The organism is Novipirellula caenicola (assembly GCF_039545035.1).
Classification (GTDB): domain Bacteria; phylum Planctomycetota; class Planctomycetia; order Pirellulales; family Pirellulaceae; genus Novipirellula; species Novipirellula caenicola.
Genome location: NZ_BAABRO010000009.1, coordinates 1 through 21,804 on the forward strand (window position 1 = coordinate 1; position 21,804 = coordinate 21,804).

18 protein-coding genes are annotated in these 21,804 nt (G+C 55.5%); 6 read left to right on the plus strand and 12 right to left on the minus strand.

What is annotated here, in order from left to right:
- Positions 1–618: 618 nt before the first annotated feature.
- The 6 genes from ABEA92_RS17370 to ABEA92_RS17395 all read right to left on the minus strand — a co-directional run bounded on the left by ABEA92_RS17370 (position 619) and on the right by ABEA92_RS17395 (position 5,645).
- Positions 619–930: a thioredoxin family protein gene (locus ABEA92_RS17370; RefSeq protein ID WP_345685113.1), complete on the minus strand. Its 312-nt coding sequence runs from the start codon at positions 928–930 to the stop codon at positions 619–621.
- Positions 931–942: 12 nt separating this feature from the next.
- Positions 943–1,650, minus strand: a complete 708-nt coding sequence (locus tag ABEA92_RS17375) for a 3-keto-disaccharide hydrolase (RefSeq protein WP_345685114.1) — start codon at positions 1,648–1,650, stop codon at positions 943–945.
- 14 nt (positions 1,651–1,664) lie between these two features.
- Entirely contained in the window at positions 1,665–3,014 is a 1,350-nt protein-coding gene (locus ABEA92_RS17380) for a dihydroorotase (protein WP_345685115.1), read from the minus strand.
- Positions 3,015–3,122: 108 nt separating this feature from the next.
- Positions 3,123–3,866 (minus strand): uracil-DNA glycosylase family protein, encoded by a 744-nt coding sequence (locus ABEA92_RS17385; RefSeq protein WP_345685116.1) that lies wholly within the window; start codon positions 3,864–3,866, stop codon positions 3,123–3,125.
- A complete protein-coding gene (locus tag ABEA92_RS17390; RefSeq protein WP_345685117.1) occupies positions 3,866–4,729 on the minus strand; it encodes a hypothetical protein in 864 nt (287 codons plus the stop codon). Before ABEA92_RS17390 ends, ABEA92_RS17385 begins: the two co-directional genes overlap by 1 nt.
- A 115-nt stretch (positions 4,730–4,844) precedes the next feature.
- Positions 4,845–5,645, minus strand: coding sequence for a hypothetical protein (locus ABEA92_RS17395; RefSeq protein WP_345685118.1), 801 nt, complete (start codon positions 5,643–5,645; stop codon positions 4,845–4,847).
- 42 nt (positions 5,646–5,687) lie between these two features.
- On the opposite strand from ABEA92_RS17395, the gene ABEA92_RS17400 reads away from it, so the two are divergent.
- Positions 5,688–6,533, plus strand: a complete 846-nt coding sequence (locus tag ABEA92_RS17400; protein WP_345685119.1) for a hypothetical protein — start codon at positions 5,688–5,690, stop codon at positions 6,531–6,533.
- A 233-nt stretch (positions 6,534–6,766) separates the two neighbouring features.
- Here the strand turns inward: ABEA92_RS17400 and ABEA92_RS17405 are convergent, their stop codons facing one another.
- Complete coding sequence (locus tag ABEA92_RS17405; RefSeq protein WP_345685120.1) at positions 6,767–9,562, minus strand: hypothetical protein; 2,796 nt, start codon at positions 9,560–9,562, stop codon at positions 6,767–6,769.
- 103 nt (positions 9,563–9,665) lie between these two features.
- Between ABEA92_RS17405 and argH the strand changes: the two genes are divergently transcribed.
- Positions 9,666–11,051 (plus strand): argininosuccinate lyase, encoded by a 1,386-nt coding sequence (gene argH / locus ABEA92_RS17410; RefSeq protein WP_345685121.1) that lies wholly within the window; start codon positions 9,666–9,668, stop codon positions 11,049–11,051.
- A 257-nt stretch (positions 11,052–11,308) separates the two neighbouring features.
- Here argH and ABEA92_RS17415 read toward each other — a convergent pair whose 3' ends face one another.
- The 5 genes from ABEA92_RS17415 to ABEA92_RS17435 form a co-directional block, all read right to left on the minus strand.
- A complete protein-coding gene (locus ABEA92_RS17415) occupies positions 11,309–11,893 on the minus strand; it encodes an LURP-one-related family protein (protein WP_345685122.1) in 585 nt (194 codons plus the stop codon).
- A gap of 121 nt (positions 11,894–12,014) precedes the next feature.
- Positions 12,015–12,419 carry a DUF3467 domain-containing protein gene (locus ABEA92_RS17420; RefSeq protein ID WP_345685123.1) on the minus strand — a complete coding sequence of 135 codons (405 nt, stop codon included), beginning with the start codon at positions 12,417–12,419 and terminating at the stop codon, positions 12,015–12,017.
- A 295-nt stretch (positions 12,420–12,714) separates the two neighbouring features.
- The gene (locus ABEA92_RS17425; protein ID WP_345685124.1) at positions 12,715–14,901 is read right to left on the minus strand and encodes a hemolysin D; all 2,187 of its coding nucleotides are present in this window, start codon (positions 14,899–14,901) and stop codon (positions 12,715–12,717) included.
- 192 nt (positions 14,902–15,093) lie between these two features.
- Entirely contained in the window at positions 15,094–15,987 is an 894-nt protein-coding gene (locus ABEA92_RS17430; RefSeq protein WP_345685125.1) for an efflux RND transporter periplasmic adaptor subunit, read from the minus strand.
- A 69-nt stretch (positions 15,988–16,056) separates the two neighbouring features.
- Positions 16,057–18,108, minus strand: a complete 2,052-nt coding sequence (locus ABEA92_RS17435) for a GAF domain-containing protein (RefSeq protein ID WP_345685126.1) — start codon at positions 18,106–18,108, stop codon at positions 16,057–16,059.
- Between the two features lie 350 nt (positions 18,109–18,458).
- Between ABEA92_RS17435 and ABEA92_RS17440 the strand changes: the two genes are divergently transcribed.
- The 4 genes from ABEA92_RS17440 to ABEA92_RS17455 all read left to right on the plus strand — a co-directional run bounded on the left by ABEA92_RS17440 (position 18,459) and on the right by ABEA92_RS17455 (position 21,729).
- Positions 18,459–18,893, plus strand: a complete 435-nt coding sequence (locus tag ABEA92_RS17440; RefSeq protein ID WP_345685127.1) for a hypothetical protein — start codon at positions 18,459–18,461, stop codon at positions 18,891–18,893.
- A gap of 457 nt (positions 18,894–19,350) precedes the next feature.
- On the plus strand, positions 19,351–19,899 hold the full coding sequence (locus tag ABEA92_RS17445; protein WP_425572455.1) for a DinB family protein: 549 nt from the start codon (positions 19,351–19,353) through the stop codon (positions 19,897–19,899).
- 126 nt (positions 19,900–20,025) lie between these two features.
- The gene (locus ABEA92_RS17450) at positions 20,026–20,547 is read left to right on the plus strand and encodes a SixA phosphatase family protein (protein ID WP_345685128.1); all 522 of its coding nucleotides are present in this window, start codon (positions 20,026–20,028) and stop codon (positions 20,545–20,547) included.
- 3 nt (positions 20,548–20,550) lie between these two features.
- Positions 20,551–21,729: a metallophosphoesterase gene (locus ABEA92_RS17455; RefSeq protein ID WP_345685129.1), complete on the plus strand. Its 1,179-nt coding sequence runs from the start codon at positions 20,551–20,553 to the stop codon at positions 21,727–21,729.
- Positions 21,730–21,804 lie beyond the last annotated feature (75 nt).

Sequence of the window (21,804 nt, forward strand, 5' to 3'; positions counted from 1 at the left end):
TTAGCAAGATAGTCGCACGGCTTTCCAAGCCGTCAGCGTATCTCGGTTTGATCGTCGCGACGGGAATAGTCACGTGCGATTTTTGATCCCGTGAACTCGCTCGTAGCGAAAGTCGCGAAGACTTTCGAGGTGTGGGATAGGCTTCCAACCTGTCATCGGCCGGGGGATGTTGCTCGAAGGGGCATTAGCAAGATAGTCGCACGGCTTTCCAAGCCGTCAGCGTGCCTCGGTTTGATTGTCGCGGTCGTCGATCTGAATCAGACTTTGCCAAGCGATCCGCCCTCTGATCGCAACAAATGAAGAGTAGACTTGAGGTCGTCTCTCGTGGGGAACGTGCGATTTTTAAATCGCGCGATTCGCAGTATTAGGCCGGAGGCCGACACACCTGATGCCATCTACTTTAGTAGCGGTGCGGCGCGTGCCGCCCGGTTGCAGCGAGTAAAACGTTCAATATTTACCGGGCGATTCGCGCCACTCCGCTATGAAAACCACTCGGTCCGGGCCAAGTCGACGGCATTGGGTTAACGCCCTTCGGGCTACGTTGTTGTGAATCTAGAAAGACGGTCGCCCACTTTTAATCACGACGCCGATCGCATAATCGATCAAACCAATGATCGATCAAACCAAGCCGAGTGCCATCATCAGCGTCAGATTGTCTTGCAGGCCGACCAACCGCTTGGTCGCTCGGCCGCGTGTGAACACGATCAGCGTGGGTAGTGAGGTGACTTGGTAATCGTTCGCTAAATCACTCTCAGCGTCGGTGTCGACTTTGACCACTTTGTAGCGGCCCTTGGCCTGCGAATCCAGCTTGTTCAGCTGCCCCGCCATTTTTCGGCACGGAGCACAGTGATCGGAATAGAAATCGACGAGCACCGGGACGTTGGCATCAAGCACCTCGCGGTCGAACGTCGATCCAGACACTTTCTTCACCACCGTGAAACCTTACTTCTGCAGTGAGATGTTTTTGAAGCGGACGGTCATCGGCGGTCCGACATGCAACTGCAACGCGATCACACCATCGGTCGACGCTTTTTCAGATTGCTCGTCAGTCACTTCGGCGGTCAGCGTGTCGTTGATGAAGTGTTGCAGACGGTTGCCCCTGGCGACGACACGGAATTCATTCCATTGGCCCGGGTGAATCGCGTTACCAAGCTCTTTGGCATCCGCAAAGGATTCGTTTTTCTTCTTGCCGTCGGCCGTGATGGTGACTTGTTGACCACGTTGAGCCAAGATGCCGCGGCCTCGTTCTTCGTACAAGATGCCCGCGAATCGGTTGGTGAAATCGATGTCGGCTTGGTAGCCGCCAACGATAAATTTGTCTTCATTGACGATTCGGCTGCGGTACTGGATTCCCGAGTTACCCGCTTCGATCTTGAACCACACCGTCAGTTCAAAGTCTTCCGGGACATCTCCCTCGTAAATCAAGAACGTATTGGCGTCGATCGGGTTGGCTTCGGTGGTGCGGCCGACGATTTGGCCATCTTCGATACTCCAAAGGTCCTCGCGGCCTTTCCAATTGTCGAGGCTTTTGCCATCGAACAAGACGATCTTGGTGTCGGCGGTCGCGGTCGCTTCGCTGTCGTCCTCGGCAAACGAGAACGCGGGGGCGAGCAGAAGGGTGGTCAGTAAACAGGTTGCAAATCGTTTCATGTTGTTATCTCTTGTTAGGTACCGATGCCATCGACGGTGTTCCAAAAGCCACCTCGGCTGTGGTCGAACCGCAATTTGGTACCGCGGAATGATTCGTCGAACCCGCGTATTGTATTCCAAACACAGTGCCCGTGAACATAAGTCGCAACAGGCCATCCTTGCAGTGTATCCCCGTCCCAGGGGCTCCAGCGGGATTTTGTATGCTGCTGGGCGTCGCGAATCGTGCGTTTTTCATTCATGTCGACCAGCACCAAATCGGCGTCATACCCCGCTTCGATTCGGCCTTTGCCCACCATGCCCCACACTCGAGCGGGGGCGTCGCTCATCCACGACGCAATTTGATTCAACGTGCAGCGGTCTACGTTGGCTTGATCGAGCATCAGTGCCAAGCTGTTTTCGACTGCCGGCAAACCCGATGGACTTTGCGGATACGGCTGCGATTTTTCTTCGAGGGTGTGGGGGGCGTGATCCGTCGCGATCACTTGGATGGTGCCATCAAGCAGTCCCTGCCAAAGACCTTTGTTATCCGCTCTGGTTTTGATCGAGGGGTTCATTTGGATGCGGCTGCCGAGTCTCGCGTAGTCGTCGACGTTAAAGAAGACGTGGTGCAGACAGATCTCGGCCGTGATGTAGGGTGCGGCATCGGCAAGCAGCGGCAACTCCGCAGCGGTTGAAACATGCAGCACATGAAAGCGATGCTTGTATCGACGAGCCAACTCCGTCGCCCGTTTGGTTGCAATCACGGCGGCGTTTTCGTCGCGAATGCGTGAGTGGTCGGTGATGTCCGTCGTGCCGGCCAATCGTTCGGCGTTCGCACGCACCGTGGCTTCGTCTTCACAATGGGCGCAGATTGGCAAATCGGTTTCCGCAAAGATTCGTTCCAGCGCCGCTTGCTCGTCCACCAACAAATTGCCAGTACTGCTGCCAATAAAGATCTTGATTCCCGGAACGTCGGTTGCTTGTTGCAGCTCGGCCACGTTGTCGGGGGTGGCTCCGATGTAGAACCCGTAGTTGACTCGCGATTTTTTAGCCGCGATCGCTTCTTTGTCACGAACCCCGGCCAACGTGATCGCAGGTGGTTTGGTATTGGGCATTTCGAGGAACGAAGTCACCCCACCTGCGGCACAGGCACGCGATGCGGTTTCAAGGTCCTCTTTGTGCGTCAGGCCCGGATCACGAAAATGAACTTGGTCGTCGATCACGCCGGGCAGCAGATAGCGTCCGCTGCAATCGACCACCTCGTCCGCTTGAACATGCGAGCCGGCGTCGACGTCCAAGATCTTGCCGTCTTCGACCAACACCGATCCAGTGCGGACCGAGTCGGGGAGTACTACGTTGGCATTTTGAAAAAGAGTGCGGGACATGGGCTTTGCAGACCGAATCGAGGAACGACGAGTGAGCTACTGTAGGATAGCAGCCGGAGTGAGGAGTGAGGAGTGAGGAGTGAGGAGTGAGGGACGCGGCGGATGGCACTACTTCCAGATGCCGGCTTCTTTGAGTTGCTTGGTGGCGGTGCCGGCCCAATCGCGGTTGGCCGCTGGCGATGCGGGGCTGGGGTGAAGGATCCGCGAAAGTTTTGCGTCGCTGTTGATGGCTTCAAGCGATCGTTTCAAACACCCTTCGGCATAAGCACCGACGCCGACGACGTGGGTGGGGTCGAGCAGTTGCAGTAGTCTTTGCAGATGCGTGTCACAGACCTCATTGAGCGGCTCTCGCTCTGCAGCGGGCAGCTTGTCGGGCGTGCGATTGCGTGCTGAGGCTTCCATGAACACCAGCGGACAATAATTCAGTACGAAGTGGTCTTTAAAAAACGCATCTGCCGTCTTAAACCGCTCGCGAAACAATCCCCACAGTCGACGCCCACTGACCTCGCTCTTGCTGCAATCAAACCCTTCGACGGGCCGTTTGGGATGCTCGTTGTCGGGGTGATCGACGGGGACATTGATCCCCATCCAATTTTTGACCGAGTCGATTTCGCCAAACGGGACTCCGGTTTGCGCCATCCCCCATGGCCCGGGATTCATCCCCAAGAAGACGACATTCACGCCCTTGTTGTTGACATGCTGAAGATAGGCTTGGTGGCCGTTCCATGCGTAGCGTAGCGGATTGTAGACATGCGTGACGGGTTCTGAAAACGACAACGAATCAACGTCGTCGCGGAGTTGTTTCGCCGCCGCGATCACGGAATCACGGATACTCGTTTTCTTTTTAGCCATCAGAGCGTTGCAGGTCCTTCGGAGGTGGATTCAAGTTCGGTGTCAGCTGACGTCGAATGAGTGGTCGCCGAATCATTGGTTGTCGGGTTGGGCACTGCGGATGGATCCGGATCGGCCGGTTCAAACAGCTCGCGTGACTGAGACAGGATCATGATCTTTTGCCAGATCTTGCGACTCATACTGGTGCTGAGTTGTTCGATCTCGGTGACGGCGGCGACGGAATGGGCGTCGTCGAATCGCTCGACGTACAACGCCGCGATCTTGCCGACCAGCGATAGCATTTCACTGCAATAGTCCAAGTATCGACTCAACAAAAACGGCGTCATGTTGTATTTTGGCGAGTGGTCGGTCGCTTGCCAGTTTCGCAAAATGCGTTCGGGATCTTTGGTCAATTGGTGCATGTCGATGATATGGGCAATCGACCGCAATTCGTGAACCGCCGCCAACGCTCGTTTGCGTTTGATCCGCGTTTCCAAACTGATCAAAAAGTACAAGGCGATGCCGACAAACACGGCGCCGTTGATCCCGGCGTCAAAGGTTTGAATGAAGTCCATCGGGCTGACTTCGTCCGGTTCCAAGCGAACCACCAAGGCACCATAGAAGATCAAAACGGCCAACAAGCTGAACGCCAACAAGTAGCCGACCGCGCGAATCCACAAGATCGGACGACCAATCCAGGCCGATCGCGATGCGGCTTGCAGCGAGACTTGGTGAAGTTGCCCGCACAGTTTGCCGAGTCCGCAGTTGGGAAATCGCTCGTCGATCCGCACTTTCAGCATTGCGACGGTTTCCACGATGCGGTCATCACGCAGTCGCAGCAGATCGTGAGGTTTTTTTTCCACGTAGTCGGTTTGGTCGTTCATTCGCATGCGTCTCGCGGAAAAGCCAAAATCCTAGCAAAGCCAGGAAGGATGTTTTACTTCGAATGACACGGTGGGAAGTGATCGGGTAAACCCAGGCAGGCAGCTTGGACTACATTTACACTGCCATATACTCTTCGATGGCATCAATAACGATCTCTTCGGGCGCAGCTTTACCCACCCATTTTTCGATACACTGGCAAATCATACCGACTCGGCGTTGGTCGATGTGGATGATCGTGTTTTCCAAGTCCGCGACAACTTCGGCGATCACGTCGCTATTGCTGAGGTCGACGACGAGAGACGATGAGGGCATGGTCGAGAGATCTTCGATTTCCATCGCGACCGCATCGGCATCAATCTGGCCGATCAAGATCACATCGGCTGTGGGAATCGACGCGGCGTCGGAATCGACCAATGATTGGTTCAGGGTGTCGCGAAACGGTTCGGGAAACAGCGAGTCGAGATCGCGGCCGACTTCGCCGATGACGTAGGCTGCGGCGGCGGAATCGTCTGGTTTGGCCGCAAGATGGGCGTGGATCTGCGCCGAAATCCAGTGTCCTTCGGCATCAAATCCAAGCAAACCGGATCGTTCCGAAGCGGAACCTTGTGGACCCGAGCGAAAAATCGGGTCACGATAGAAGCAGTCCAGGACGACGGGGCTCGGTTGATCGGGCAGATGGCCGGCGGCCCACTGTGCCGCTTCGCGGACCAAATTTTTGCCCAACAGAATGCCGCGGACGCCGAGCACTTCGAGTCCGTGTAGGGCGACGGGCAGGTTTTCGGGGGTGACGTCAAAGGACATCACTCGCCAATCGAGTTTCATCGCTTCAAAAGCGCGTTCAATTGCGAGTTGCGACGGATTTCCGGCAATCGGGTGCCCAAGCACCGCGATGATCGGTTCAGTGGTACCATCCATGTTTCAAGTTCGCTCTCTCAAACCAAACCCTGGGAATGCCAAGTGGAAGCCGGAAAACAGCAAACCTACTTGATTCCGCTGTTCAATCGAAGGGCGCTGCTGATTCTGGGTGGCTGGGCACTGGCAATGATTGTCGCATCATGGCGGACCGCAGACCCAGCCGATGGTTTTACCGAAAACCATGAAATGAACTTTGCCCTTCGCTGTTTCGTCATCGGCGGCTGGCTCGGTAGCATCGCCGCAAGCTGCTGGATCACCTCGGCGGTAAAACAACCGGCGGTGCGGTATGGATTGCAAGTTGCGCTGGTGCTGATCGGCGTGACCCTGTTCTGGTTTACGTTCAGCGATGACCCTTGGCTATCAACCTTGGTGGATATGGTGGGAATCGTGTTAAGTCAAAATGTCGTGTTCGCGTGGATTGCTGTCCCACGGTGGAACGATCCACGTGAGTCAAGTCAGCGGAGACCACATCAATTTTCGATCGGCGACCTGATCGCGATGACGACTGCATTTGCGCTGCTGTTGACGTCAGCACGCGATCTATTGCCCCCGATCCGGGCCGAACTTTATTGGCCGGTGCTGATCGGGATCTGGTTGACCATCCCCGTCGCCACCGCGCTGCTGAGCCAAGCGATCCTGCTTGCCACGCCCCGGGGCGGGTTGGCACGAGTCATCCTGGTAGGGATCGTGGTTGCATTAGGCAGTTTCGCGATGGCTGTTTTTGCAACGGAGCTCGAGTTTCCGATCGAGTGGAATGATCTGTTTTTTCTGTACGTGCTGTATTACATGATGGTGTTTATTGGTTTTCTGGCCACGTTTGCGATGACCAGTTTCGCCGGTCGTATTTCTGCAAAGCAAGTCGCGGTCACGGAATCAGCTGGGCTTTAGGCATCCCTCGGTGCATTTCGAGAGCGTCCGGCTTAGAAAGCTTGTGATTCACGACGCCCGCATCGTAATGACCCTCCTGATCCGACGCGTGAGTTCAGGAGTGGCACTATTGTCGTGTCTCCCGGCAAATCCTAATCCGACGCGTCAGCGAGGGACCGTGCCATGATCGAGATTCCCTCGCTGACGCGTCGAGTTGTGATGTTGCTAAGCCGGGCTCTCTTACGGCCTGCCGCCTACTTTCTCGCCGCGTCGACGATCGCATCGACTACCAAACGGTCGTCATACTGCGTCAACGTGAATTGTCCGCCGCGGAACCACTGCATGATCGGGTGCGAATAGTCCAAGGGCGAGTTCGCAGGCGGCCGCGTTCCATGCCAAACCGTGCTCTGCCATTGATCCAAGTGGGGCAAAAATTGGTACTCGCCGCCGAGCGTGCACTGTAGATCGGTCGCAAAGATTTGCTGTGTCGCTGCGAGTGCTTCGGCCGGCGGTACCCGCAATTGCCGTGACAGCATGCCGAGAAAGTCGGCGCCCGCCAAACTGCTGGTCGCCGACCGTTGGTACAGTTGGTTTGTGACCCACGACTCGAGTTGGCTGCCTCGCAAGTTTCCGATTCGCCCTCGAAGTTGGGCTGCGTCTTCGACTTCGATCGAAGCCAAGAAGGGCAGACTCGCGGTCAGCAAATCGGGATAAAACGACAAGACGCTGAAGCCGCCTCCGGTGTAGCGATAGATACCGCCAATCAGTCTTGTCATTCCAGGGCCGACCGGGGTGCCACGGCCGAGCCCAAGTGGCAAGCGATCAATCACTCCCGGTAATGGCCACGCGCCGATGTAACCAGGTAACTGTTTCAGTGCTCGATAGGTTTGAATCAAACCGTCAAAATCGTCCGGGCTAGGCGGCACCGAGTCTTTGATCGCAGCAAATAGATGCGTGGGTGGTCCCAGTTGTTCCGATGCCACGTGGGCTTGCACTGCGACAATGTCATCCGGCGCAAACTGCATCGCGACCCGTGTCGGCGGCCCCAATTGCTGAGCGTATTTACCGTATTGTGCGGGCGACCATGGCGCGATCTCGGCATGGATGGCGAGCCGTTCGACGGTGGCATTTTGGTCGCTTCCGGCGAACACCGTTTCCCGCTGCACCCCGACCATGATCGGGTCCATGTGCGGAAACCGTGACGTGTAACTCGCGGCGATTTGCGAGTACCACAATGCTTCTTCGGCGGTGACGTTTTGTAGTTCGATGTCGGCAATCGGCAAAAAGGTTCCTCGGGCGCCGCGGCGAGTGTCGATCACGCTATCCCCGATTTCCACAATCCCGCTGGCGTCCGAACGCTCGCTAAAGTTGTTGGGCAGATAGCCGCGGCTGATCAATTGGTCAATCGACGTGGTCGCAGCCCCTTCGGCTGCCGCCGCGAGTTTCGCTAACTGGACCAATGTCACATCCGCTTTCGCGTCAATGCGGCGTCGCAGTTCGATCAAGTATTCAGGCGATACCAAGCCTTGCAACATCTGAGGCGAGAAGTAAGCAAACAGCGAATCTTCACGCTCGATTGGCATCAGTTGCCTTGCGAGTCGAAATTCCGAGGTGGTTGCAAGCGATTGCCCGCTCGCGCCAACTTCGAGAAAACGTCTCGCCATCGTTTCGCTGTTGGTGACCAAGATGAAATCGCCATCTTCGACCATAAACGATCGCACTCGGTTGTCGGCACTCTGCAGCAGCGAGACGGTTTTGCCTGCGATGGTGGTGTCGCCAAGTTCAATGGCGTCGTCCGAACTCGCCCGCGTCGCACGATCGTTTTGCAGCGACGTGCGGAATAGAAATGCGTTTTTGACTTTGAACAGCACTCCTAGAGTGGCGCCGTCATTCAAATACAGGTCGCGACCGATGATCGCTTGATCCTCGATCACGGTCGGTCCCAGCATTCGCGACAATTGGTTCATCTGCAGATTCAATTGGCTTTCGATGGCCTTGGTTCCCGGGCTGCGGAAACCTCGTAGCGTCACCATCCGCGAAACATCGCCGCCGTACTCTTCGGAAAGATCACGAAACCACAAATAGTTTTCGAACGACCCATAGCGAATATAGAAACACTCGGGCGGCACTCGTGTCGCCAGCGGTTCGATCGCCACATTGTCGTTTGCCGTATTGGGGATCGGAATCGGCTCGGTCCACCGCGGTGCGGCGGGAACTGGAACCATTCGGCTCATGTCTGGTGCTAGCGGTTGTCCCAAAGCGGCTTGGCGAAACATTACCTCGGTCGCTTGTTCGGCACCCGCCATCAATTTCAATGTCGACACCAACGTGTCTCCGGCTTCGGATTCGGTGGTGAACCAAGCTGGCATGGGAAGATGCAAACGGCCGGACAACATCGACACTAAATAGGTCTCGACCCATGGTGGATAATCGCCAGCGTCGACTCGCGATTTGGCTGCCGCGGTGTAGTCGCTCCACCACTGGTTCAACAGTTGAGCATGCGATGCCGGATTGGATTCCGGATTCAATTGGTATTCTCCGATCACGCCGGATGGATCGCTCAGGGCGACCACCATCGGTTCGCTGCCTTGGAACAGGAACGAGATCCGTCTTGCAATCGTCTCTTCGGTGGGTTGGTCCTTGCTGGTGATCTCGCGGATCAAGTTTCCAACGCGGCGAAGCAGTCGGCCTTGGCCCGCTTCGGGAACCGGCCGCTCCGATGGCGGGACCAACTCTTGCCGAATCTCTTGTCCTACGGGATAGAACACCCGTCGCTGTGCATCGGTCACGCGAAGCGGCGGTAGCGACCCGATCGGGACCCCGGCAGCTAACGGAATTTCGATCGTGGCTACGCCAAACGGCTCACCTGCCTGCGCCGAAGCGAGGACTTGTTGGGCCGTCGCGGCAGAGGGAATCGCCAGAACCAGCAGGGCGGCGAGGCATGCCAAAGGGGGGGCGTTCAGGGGGAAAGCACGTCGACTTGGGCACCGAGGCCGGCGGCGTGTGACCATCGTCGAATCGGCCAGAATCGAGAGAGAGCAATATTTCATGGGTAATTTTTCTTTATCTGCTTGGGGTCGTCACCCAGGTTTCTTGGGTGATAATGGCAGCGAAGTTCCATTATTAAGACCGACTCAGCAACAGGATAGGGCGATGGCAGATAGTCCATCACGAAGTGGCGTTTTTCAGGCGAGTACCGACAAGCGATTGGAGGCGTTTGCCGAGAGCATTAGCTTTGATCGACGCATGTATCAACAGGATATTCGCGGCTCGATCGCGCATGCCGACATGCTCGCCGACGTCGGGTTATTGACCCGAGAAGAGTTTTCGACGATTCGTGACACTTTGAAGGAAATCGAGGCGGAACTGGATGCCGACCAGTTTCCGATTCGCTTCGAGCTCGAAGATATCCACATGCATATCGAGCAGGCGTTGATCGACCGAATCGGCGATGTGGGGCGAAAACTGCATACCGCTCGTAGCCGCAACGATCAAGTGAGTACCGATGTACGGATGTGGGTCCGCGAGGCGCTGGACACCGTGGACGCCCGGCTGCTGGAGCTGCAACGAGCGTTCCTGAGCCGCTGCGAACGCGATTTTGATGTCGTTCTGCCAGCGTACACCCATCTGCAGCGAGCTCAGCCAGTCATCGCCCCCCACTACTGGATGGCGTATATCGAAAAACTGCAGCGTGATCGCGGCCGTGTCGCCGATTGTCGTCGGCGAGTCAACGAGTGCTCGCTTGGCGTCGCGGCGGTCGCAGGAACCACGCTGCCGATCGATCGAAATCACACCGCCAAAGCACTCGAATTTGATCGGCCAACGGCCAACAGTTTGGACACCAGCAGCGATCGAGACTTCATGCTCGAAAGTGCATTTGTGCTGTCCGTAATCGCTTCGCACTTAAGCGGTTGGGCCGAAGAGTGGATTTTGTGGAGCACGGTCGAATTTGATTTCATCAAGATGCCTCATGCGTTCTGTACCGGCAGCAGCATCATGCCGCAAAAGGTCAATCCCGATACGCTGGAGCTGACTCGCGGCAAATCGGCTCGCGTGATGGGTAATCTGCAAACGCTAATGTTGTTGGTCAAAAATTTGCCGTTGGCGTACAACCGTGACTTGCAAGAAGACAAACCGCCGCTATTTGATTCCTTCGACACCGTGATTGCCTCGCTCGAGCTAGCGATCCCCATTGTCGAAGGTTCCGAGTTGCAGCGAGATTCGATCGCCAGCCGATTGGAACGCGGTTACCTGGACGCAACCACGTTGATGGAGTGGATGATCCGCAAGGGGATGCCACAGCGACGAGCGCATCATTTGGTCGGCGCGATTGTAGGCGAAGCGATGAATCGCGACGTGCCGCTCAGCGAGTTGCCGCTGGACGTGATGCAGTCGCACGCATCCGAGATCGACGAATCGGTGTACGAGATCTTGGGTAGCCGCAACGCGGTCGAAGCGTTTGTGAGTTACGGTTCGTCGGCACCCGAGCAAGTGCGAAGTCAAATCGAACGTTGGACCAAGCAATTGGCCGCCTCGTAGGCGTCGCGAAGTTTCGCCGGTTGCAGTAACGAGTCACCTCGCCCGAGCGCAGCTTGGGAGAGGTCGGACGGGCCCCTTTAGGCCTCGTCCGGGTGAGGGCCGACCACGCAACGAAAGCGACGCAAGCAGTTGCCCATGCGATGACCTGTGCGAGTAAGCTGCAGGCAGACCCTCACCCGAGCATCGCTGAAGGCTCTGCTCGACCTCTCCCAAACTGCGTTTGGGAGAGGTGGCAGTACGGATTTTCAACAAACCGCTTACCCGCGGCCGCGTTCCAGTAGCACCAGCATGATCATGCCCAGTAGCGATCGCAGTTCATCGTCTTCGGGCATTTCGCCAAGCTTCTCGAGCACAAATTTGCCCTCGAACACCGCCGGTCGTTTGGTCAACCGCAGTAGCGGAGTGCCATCGGGCCGTGTGACGATATAGCTCGGGTTCAACAGATAGGCCGCGACCAGTCCGATGATTGGAATCTCGCCCAGCAGACTTTCGAGCACTTTTTTCATCGGGCTCTCTTCGTTGATCGTCATGTCGACCACCCCGTTTTGCATGATCTCATAATGCGCCGACCATAACGATTTCATGCCTTTGCGGCGGACCGCGCCCCAATCGTTGCCCTGCGCATCGGTGAAGTGATAGTTGGCGGAAAAGTCGATCATGCGATCTGACGCGATGGTGAAAATCAGATTCGATTGGCTGGAATCGCTATAGATGTTCACCTTCTCTTTTAGTTTGAACATCTTCTGTTTGATGAACATCAACACGTTCCCGCTTGCGTCGGTAGCCGTGATGCGCTGGCCAAAGGTCATTAGCTTGAACGTCAATTCGATGGGGTACTGCATGATGGTCTCGGTTGAAATCGATTCGCAAACAGCCAAATGGGCACAAAAAAAGCCACGTCATATTGGAACATGACGTGGCTTAGTCTAGCTGATTTCACTGCACGTGTTGCAGCGTGATCAATTAGCTCTTTTGTGCAGGTTGGTTCTGCTGGCTCAAACCGGGACGAACTCGCTTGTTGATGTCGGTTTCCAAAACGCCGAATACCGACTCGTGACGAGCGACCGACATCTGCAGTGCTGCCAACAAACGCTTCGCGGTGAAGAAGTTCACGATGATGCGTTGCTTGACTTGGATGGGGTCCTTCGGAACGCCGATCGGTTGTGGGTTCAAACCGAAGTCGATGATCAATTCTTCAGGCGATCCGGTCACGCGGCAAAAGTTTGCGTAGCATGCCAACGCGTTGTCATCGGTCACTTGGACCTGGACAGGTTGTTGTTGCTGAGTTTGTGCTTTCTCCGCTGGGGCTGCAGCACTGGTGGCTGCTTCTGGTGCGTCGGCTGCGGGGCTCTTGGTCTCGTCTGCCATCAGTAAATTCACTCCGAAAGGTAAAGAAGAAATATCATGCTGTTCTCGCATCACAAACAAGCGAAAACGGGGTGGGCGTAAAGATCGTCTCGGGTTTGCCGCCCGAATCGCACTAGGTCCCAGTCAGCTCTCTTTCTGTTATGCCTGCGTCACCATGATTAAAAACATCCTGACAATTCGCATGCTAACAATATGGGGGGCTGCTGCAACGTGAGACGACCTTGTTCGATTAAATATTTGTCATTGTCTGTTTTGTCGTGTTAAACCACGCGAAATACACAGCTTGGCGAGTTGTTTACAACTCGAAGTTAAAGGTCTTCGCAATCACTCGCCACAACCGGGAACCCAGCGACATCGGGTCGACGTGCACCTTGGCGCTGCCGCGGTAACCCGGCCGCAACGTCAAGTCTTTGGGATCCAGTGGTACGCGTGCTTGGTAGGAAACACTTCGCGGTTTGATCATTCCCGTGGTGGGGTCAATTTCAGTTTGCAAGTCGCCTCCGGTCTGGCTAGCCATCGAGGACGAGGTTGCTTTGAGTGGGTCGTTTGATTTTTCCGAGATTGTGCCGCTAAACGTTTTCATGCGGTTTGCGTCAAGCTTCATGTCGACCGATTGGCCAACGCGGACCAATTGGTCGTCGCCCTGGTCGATCACCAAGACGGCTTCGAACGCTTCTTGACTGCCTATCTCGCAAATCAGGTCATCTGCCGTCAACATCGCGCCTCGATTTCGTTCATCCAGCGGCGATCCGGTCCAACCGGGCAGCCGTCCGTCCTCGGAATCTTTCGAGTCGCGTTCGGGTGGCGGCAAGACAAAACCGTCTCGATTTGCACGAATCACCAACCGCTCTAATTCTTCTTCGGTTTTTGCACGCACCGAGGCCAGCGAATGGAGCAATTCGACTTGAGTTTCAATCGATGCTTTGAGCGATTGGTCATAACTGCTGCGAAGCGACAGATTGCGAAGTTTGATGGTTTCGACTTCCTCTTCGCCTCGGTAATCCGCTAAACGAATTTGCAGATCCGGGTTTTCCAAGATCGCGATCTTGTCGCCTACACGCACTTGGGTTCCTGGCTCGACCGTCCATACGATGCGTCCCGGAGTTCCGGCATACACCGCTCCGGCTTGGCTAGGTCGAATCTCTAGAGCGCAATCCACATGATGGGGAAGCTCAATTTTAACAACGGCAGCGATGACCAGCCCGGCGATCGCCAACGTCGCCAACAAACGGCCACGTTTCACTTTTGATAATCTCCCAGGCGTACGACAAAATTTCCAGGTTTGGATCACCGGTTGCGCGACCAGGCCAAAGAACCCGACCACCGCGACCATCCGGCCAATCACTTGCAGCCCATAAGGTTCGAGCACTTTGATCACGAACCAACAAATCGAAAACACGACGACCCAGCGATAAATCACACTGGCGACGGTAAACATTCCGAACATGAATTTGCCCCGAGTGGGCATGAACGGATCGTCTTGTAATTCCAAACCGAGACACGTTTCTTGGAACCAACGCTTCAGCACTTCGGTGCTCTTTTGGCGAAGGTTCGGTATCTCTAAAAAGTCCATCAGGATGTAGTAACCGTCGAAACGCAGCAGCGGGTTACCATTAACCAGCACCGTGCTGACGACGTTCAAAAACATCATGTTCAAACACAGATCATTGATCGTGGTCCCTTGTTCACTGAACCACCACACGAACGCCGCGATCGACGCCAAGATCATTTCGACATAGATCCCGCCGGCACCAATCCACACGCGTTTCCACTTGTTCGGAAGCATCCACGAGTCAGAGACGTTGCAGTACAAACAGGGCGTGAACACCAACAGCATGAAGCCGATCTCGTGGCATTCCCCCCCGAATTTTTTACAGCTCAAGCCGTGGCCAAATTCGTGCAGCACCTTCACAATCGCCATCGTGATGGCGAGGATCAACCAGCGATCCGCAGCAAAAAACTGCTGGAACGTCGGTAATTTTGCATACACCGTCTCGTATTGACTGGCCAGCAGCAGTCCTGCGGCCCCACACAAACCGATGAAAAAGATCAACGCTGGGACGGTAAAGATCCAACCGAACCATGGCAGGATTGCATTGAGGATTTTTTCAGGGTCAAAGCCTCGGAATCGCAGCGCAAAGACATTGGACATCTTGCCCATGACTTCTTTGTTCTTCTTTTTCCGCCCCCGCTCACGTAACGCTTTTCCTTGCCCCGGAGAATTGCTGATCACCAATCCGCTGCGGTGCAACATTCCGATGAACTGCTGCAAATCGCCAAAGGTGATCTTTTGCGGAGCGAAACGCTGCTCGAATCCATCCTTGATCTGCTGCAGGCTGACGTGTCCGTCAAGCATATTCAGGATGTAATACTCTTCGTCGTGAAAACGAAAGTACTGCAGACCGACGGGTTCCTTGACGACCCAATAGCCCGTGCCTTGATAGCGATGTCGACTCGCCGTCAAGTCAGGTCGTTTGCGCACCGTCAGCGGCCTGGAGGAGCTGCTTACGAGTGATTCAGCAAGTGTGGCCATGGAGTGGAAACGTAAAGAGTGTAAAGTGGGATAGGCTTCCAGCCTGTCATGTCTGAAACGTGGATGTCTGCACCGACGATTCCCCAAGCGTAGGCTGGATGCCCATTCCGCGCCTGCGAATCCGATTCAATTTCGATTGGATTACTTCAGTACGGTCATCTCGGCTCGCATTCCTGGCTTGACCAACCACTGCTGGCCCGATTGTTTGTTTTCGATGTTGACCGAGATTCGATAGAGTTTGTCCAAGCCGATCTCGCTGCCGACAAAGTCGACCTTCGCATCGAATGTGACGACGTTTTCATCGCTTGCATCGCGATACACTTTCACTTGAACAGGCATCCCTTTGACCACTTGCTCGGAATAACGACGTGTGTCGATGTAGCCTTCGACTTTCAATTTGTCCAATTGAACCAACGTCGCAACCGGACTGCCTGGTTGCACCCATTCGCCCAGCTGGGCAATGCGAGCTTCGACGTAACCATCAAAGGGAGCGGTGATGCGGCGTTTTTCGATCTCGTATTCGGCCATCTGACGTTCGCTCTCTTTGGCTTTGAATTGGACCTTGGCGATCTGCATCTGCATTTCTGCCAAGTCAATTTTCAGTTCCGCCCGAGTGGCTTCGAAACGTTTCTTTTCCAGTTCCCAAAACGGGATCGCGCCTTCGCGTCGGAGTTCTTTGAAGGCCTCTAATTCAGCAAACGCAAGGTCCTTGGCGTTTTTCGAGTCCTTCAAATTGACGTCGTTGGTCGCGTTGAGCAGGGCTTCCTTTTCTTCGGCCTTCTTCAGCTCCAATGCGTGTTTCGCTTGGGTGTCGTCGATCACGACCATCAATTCGCCGGCGGCAACGGTCCAGCCTTCATCGAACTTCAACTCCATCACCTTGCCGTCGACTTCGGCAGGCACGTTCACGTTGTTGATGAATTTAACCGTGCAATTTTCGGCCTGAATTTCGTTCGCCGGAGTGTTGGGGAAGGTTTGAGCCAACGCAGGAGTCGCAAACGCCATCGCGAGTGCGGCAATCATTGTTTTGTTCACAGATTCAAACTCGATTTCTTTGGGGCATCATGATGGGACAGCGTCGGTACGTCGTCACACGGCTCGAGACTAGAAGAAGAATTTACAGCACCACTCGTAGATCTCGTGAAAGAACACAAATCCACTCGACCGGCGGCCGCAGTAGACTTTGGCAATCACTTTCGCACCGGGGCGTGGATGCAGTTCCTGCAGCGAAGCCTGCTCGGGGTAGGCTGACATTTTGATCACCGCGCCGTGCTCTTCGTTCGGTTCGGCGCGAGCCGAGATGTCGGCGACCCGAAGGGATGCGTCCAGCTTCTTGTCAGGGTCGGTCGCCAAAATGTAGGTCACATCTAACTCATTGGACTGAGTTTGTTTGATGTATTCATCCAAGTGACCTTCGCGTTTTTCAGGAAGCTCTAACTTCAAGAACAACGGTTGGCGAAGGTCCGCCACCTCTAACAACACTTGTCCAGTCGAAATCGGTCGGCTTCGCAGCATCTTTTCGACGTCCCACGAAGTCACGATGCCGTCGATCGGCGAACGGATGATCAGTTGCTCGGCACGATCAAGCAGCAGCTGCTTCTTCTCGATCAACACGCGTCGTTTCGTGTCCAGTTCGCTGACCTCGCCTTCGAGAGCACGTCGTTCGGCAGGTTCCAGCGATTTTCGCTGAGAGAGCTGCCCTTGGTTGCGAGCTTTTTCCGCCAGCGCGGTTTGGATCTGGCCTTCGATGTCGGTCAGTTGGATTTCAAGATCGCGGTTGCGAAGCCGTACGAGTTCTTGACCCACCGTGACCGGAGTATTGTGGTCGACGAGAACTTCGATCACCTCGCCATCGATCGGCGCAAAAATCTCGCGTCGTGCTTCCGGTGTTAACGTGCCTTCGGCTTCAAGCGTGAAGTCTTTAGGAATGAAAACGAGGGCCAAGATAGCGGCGGCGATCAACGCGACAACGCCAAGCGTTTTAGGGAGCGTTCTCGCTCGCAGCACCCAAGTCGCACGCCCCAAGGCTCGCCAAACCGGCATCAAGAACAAATTGCTATGCGACATCGAATTGGCGATCGCACGTGTTCCGTGCTCGTACACCAAGTCGCAACGCGCGTGAAAGATTTCTGTCGGAATGTTGCTCTCGATCTGCTCGATGATCAACGCCCCGATGACTTCGCCACGGTGCGCGTTGTCACGATCGATCTCGCCCGCAGCTCCGGTGTCAGCTTCGGCACCAAGTTTTCGTTGTGGTTCGCGAAGCGGCAGCACCGCGATGCTGCGGCCATAGGATTGATCGACATAATCTTCGAGTGCCTCTTCGATTTGAGGCGGCAAATCTTCGGTCGATCCGTCATGCCATAGCGGTTCGCCGGCCGCGACCACACGCGTCGCCAATTGGTTTAGCGAAGCGACAATGTTGGATCGGTTCTCGATCGTGTCTTGGCCGCTGATCGCTTTGACTGTGCACTTGCGACCTTTCTTGATTGCCACGCTGACTCGGTCGCACCCGATCAAACGCCGTCCTTCGTTGGCGACGATGTGAGCGGTTTCCATCAAGTCGAGCGATTCGTGCGACGCTCGGGCGAACGCGTCAGCTTGTTGCCACAGCGTTTGGCGATCACCCAGTTTCTGTAGCTTCTGCCCTCGCAACCAATCGGCCGCAAGTTCACACATCTGTTGGACAAACCGCAGGTAACCACGCTGAGTATCAGGGGCGGTGTCGGGACGTTGAAAAATTTCGATCAAACCGTCCTGCTGTTCATCGTGCTTGAGCGCACCGAGAACGAGCAGGTAGCGAGTCGGATTGCCTTCGGCTTCGCCATCGGTGGTTCCCGAATACGGCGGCACGATCAACGATTGGCCGGTATTGGCAACACGCTGGATCAAACGGGTGTGACGGGTCGCGTCTTCAGAGTCGCCTGATAGCACGCTGGGTTCAGCGTTAATTTGATACTGCAACTTCAGTTGGCGATCTTCGTCCAACAGCCAAATGGCACCGCCGGCAGCAGCCAACGCGGTGATGATGCGGGAAAGCAGTTCAGGATAAAACTCGCCGGCCGTCGCTCCGGATTTCGAGAGCGCAGCAATCTCGTTGACCAGCGAACGGATCTGAGCTTTGGTTTCCTCAACGGTTTGTTGATTGACCGACATGGCGTATTTCGGTGCTCACGAGGGAGTGAATTGGGTTAAGCGTCTGTCGACAGTAATGAATCCAGCGGTTCACCGCCATGTTGACCTGAGCGGTTACGCAAGAAACACAGCTCGCGGCACCGACCTTGCCGATTGATGCGGATAAGCTGCATTTGCCCATTCTGCGCCGTTGCTTTATTCCCACACGGTGTGGCGAAAATAGGACGTCTCGGTAGACCAGTGAAGGAATTTCGTCGACGCGTCTAGACAGCTTATACAATTTGTATAAACTCGTCTAGACTGTGCGGGGGGATTACTTTAAGTTTCTCGGCAGTGATGGTTTGTTCACGCTTCTTTGGCGTTTCGATTTCATGCTCAATCCCGATCCCACCGAATTATCGCCGCCGCGACAGCAGTCTGACGATCCACGGACGCTATCAAGCGAGGTGGCGGGGGCTGCGATCGAGGATTTGCAGCGTGAGATAAATCGGCTACAGCGATCGATTCGGCAGACGATTCAGTCTCAATTGAGCCGGTTTGCCGATCAAAACTTTGGATCGCTGCAGCAGAACCAGCAGATGGTCCAGGCGATTCATTCACTGCTGGACAGTCATGGATTGCGGGTCCAGTGCAGTGAATGCGGGCATCCGGCGATCTTGCGAGTTTCGGCTCGGCCTGGGATCGAGCACGGAGCGTTTGTGTTTGACCATACGATCGATCGTCGCCGCACTTTTCACGGCGGCCGAGCGGTGATGCCGCAAATTCGTCTCGTTTCAAAACCTGCACGCAAAAAAGCGGCTAGCTAAACTGCGTTCGTACTTCACTCGCTAACACCACGAGCCCCACCCAGAGCCGGCTCCCGCCGCCTCTGACCTCCCCAGAGGGGAGGTGAATAAGATTTTACCCTCCCTCCGGGAGGGTCGGCCGCACGAAGCGGCCGGGGAGGGTGGTGAACTCTTGCTTGCATCCTCCACCGCCAACACTGCGAGCCCCACCCAGAGCCGGCTACCGCCGCCTCTGACCTCCCCAGAGGGGAGGGGATTAAGATTTTACCCTCCCTCCGGGAGGGTCGGCCGCACGAAGCGGCCGGGGAGGGTTGGTGAACTCTTGCTTGCATCCTCCACCGCCAACACCGTGAGCCCCTCCCGGAGCCGGCTCCCGCCGACGCTGCCCCCTCCCCAGTGGAGAGGTGAATAAGGGGGGCTGACGTCGGCGTCGTGGCGGGCTCGTCTTCATTTCCGAAATTTTGGTATGATCCCCGACATGAGTACGGAAGACAAAAACACTGCGGAACTTTCTCTGGCCCAAGCTACCGAGATGTTGCGGGGCGCGATCGGGCAAATCCAATTCGCGCGTCAATACACGTTGGAGTTGCTGGCAAAGACGCCACAAGAGCTGTGGTTCAAGATTCCCGAGGGGATGCCGACCAACGTCGCTTGGCAGGTCGGGCACTTGGCGGTCAGCCAATATGGATTGTTGATGTTCCGCATTCGCGGGCGAGGCCCTGATGATTTGGAATTGATCCCCGGGAAATTTCGCAAGGCGTACGGCCGCAGCAGCGTGCCAAGTGACGACCCATCGTCGCAACCGACCGCGGATGAATTGTTGGCTCGTTTGGCGCAGGTGCACGAGCAATCGATGCAAGTGCTCGATGGGGTGACGCCTGAAGTCTTACTTGAACCTGTCGATATGCCCTACGCCGCATATCCCAACAAGCTTGGTGGTGTTCTGTTCTGTCCCATCCACGAAGGAATCCACGCAGGTCAGCTTGGCGTTTTGCGGCGAATGCATGGACTTGAACCGGTGCGGTAATGATTGACGCGTTGTTTAAGCGATCGTCGTTGATCGCGTCGCTGATCAAACGGTCTTTCGTAAGCCTTTATCGCAGGCGTTTGATTTGCATCTAAATCCATTTAATGAAGAAGTATAAAGATCAACATGGATGATCCATCCGCCGCAGCTTTAGGGAAACGCCGCCGACTGATTTTGATGCGGCATGCAAAGAGTGACTGGGCGGACGAAGGGCTTTCGGATCACGACCGTCCGCTCAATAAACGCGGCAGGCGTGATGCGCCGCAGATGGCTGAATGGCTTCGTGAGATCGATTGTTTGCCTGACGTCGTGCTCTGTTCATCGGCGGCGCGAACGCGAGAAACGCTCGAGCGGATGCAGGATTCGTTTCGCTCGGACGTGATTGTTAGCTACTCGGAGTCGCTGTATTTGGCATCGCCCGAGACAATCGCCAACGTGGTTGCCTCGGATAGCTGTGACGCGTCCACGGTGATGGTGTTAGCGCACAACCCAGGGATGGCGTATCTGGTGTCGCAATTGGCTGGGCAGATGGTCGACATGCCGACTGCCGCGATTGCCATCTTTGAAGTCTTGGTAACTGATTGGAGCCAGTTCCGGCTGAGCAGTTCGGTCAAGCTTGAACATTTCATGCGACCGAAGGCTTTGTAGGATATGCTTACGCCCAATCGATGGTGGTTCATTCTGCTGGCTGTCCTGGTTGGCCATTTCGGCATCCATCTGGCAATTTATAACCGCATCAACGGCTTTGGGATTCCACGTCGCACGATCAAGCGAATAGTCAAAGTCTTTTTTGTTTCGGCAATCACGCTGCCTTTCGTCGTAGGTTACCTCTACTTCGACACGTTTCAGAAACTGCTCGTCGAACCGGAGGCGAGTGTTTACTTTCCGCCTGTCGTGATGGCGTACGGCGTGGTTTGTTTGGCGAGTTGGTTGGTGTTAGGCGTGCCCTGGTTGCTTTGGCGTCCTATCTTTGGAGTCGAGTGCGTTGGTGCTGAACGCACGATCGAAGTGGTGGATGTGCAGCGTGCTGTGAACCGACCATTGGCGTTGACGACAAAATGCAAGTTCGAGTCCAAGCTGCCTCTAAATCAGATTTTTGATTTGGCGATTGAGCGGATCATGTTGCCGGTGGCGGGGTTGCCCGCCAAGCTGGATGGCTACCGGATCGCACATTTGAGCGACATTCACTTGACGGGCGATGTTCATCCAGACTATGCCAAATACGTGGTCACGCGGGCGACCGATTGGCGACCGGACATGATGGTGATCACAGGCGACATCATCGACCGCCAGTCGTGTGTTGATTGGCTTCCCGAGATTTTTGCCGCGGCCGATGCAGCGGACGGTTGTTATTACGTCTTAGGAAATCACGACACGCGTATCGAGGACTCGCGGCAAACGCGTCGAGCCATGGATTTGGCTGGCTGGACTGATCTCGGCTCTGATTCCGTGCTTTGCCATTTGCGAGGCCAATCGGCGCGGATCATTGGCAACGAGTATCCGTGGTTCGATCGGCCGGAGTTGCAGCCCAATGATGGCAGCGAGTTTCGGATTTTGGTGAGTCATAGTCCCGATCAAATCGGGTGGGCACGTCGGCACGGCATTCAGTTGATGATGGCTGGACACACGCATGGCGGTCAGGGGCGGTTGCCGCTGATTGGTCCCATCCTCAGCCCCAGTTTTCACGGCAGCCGATTTGCGTCAGGTGACTTTTACAAGCCGCCGACAACGATGCATGTCTCACGTGGACTCGGCGGAGTCCATTTGATGCGAATCCACTGTCGTCCCGAGTTGTCGCTCATCACCCTGCGTCCCCAGCAGCCAAAGTAATCACCCGCCCCGCGATCCAAAAGCCATTTACCTCCGAACAAGCAGGCACCATCCAACAGGGACAGAGCCAATTTT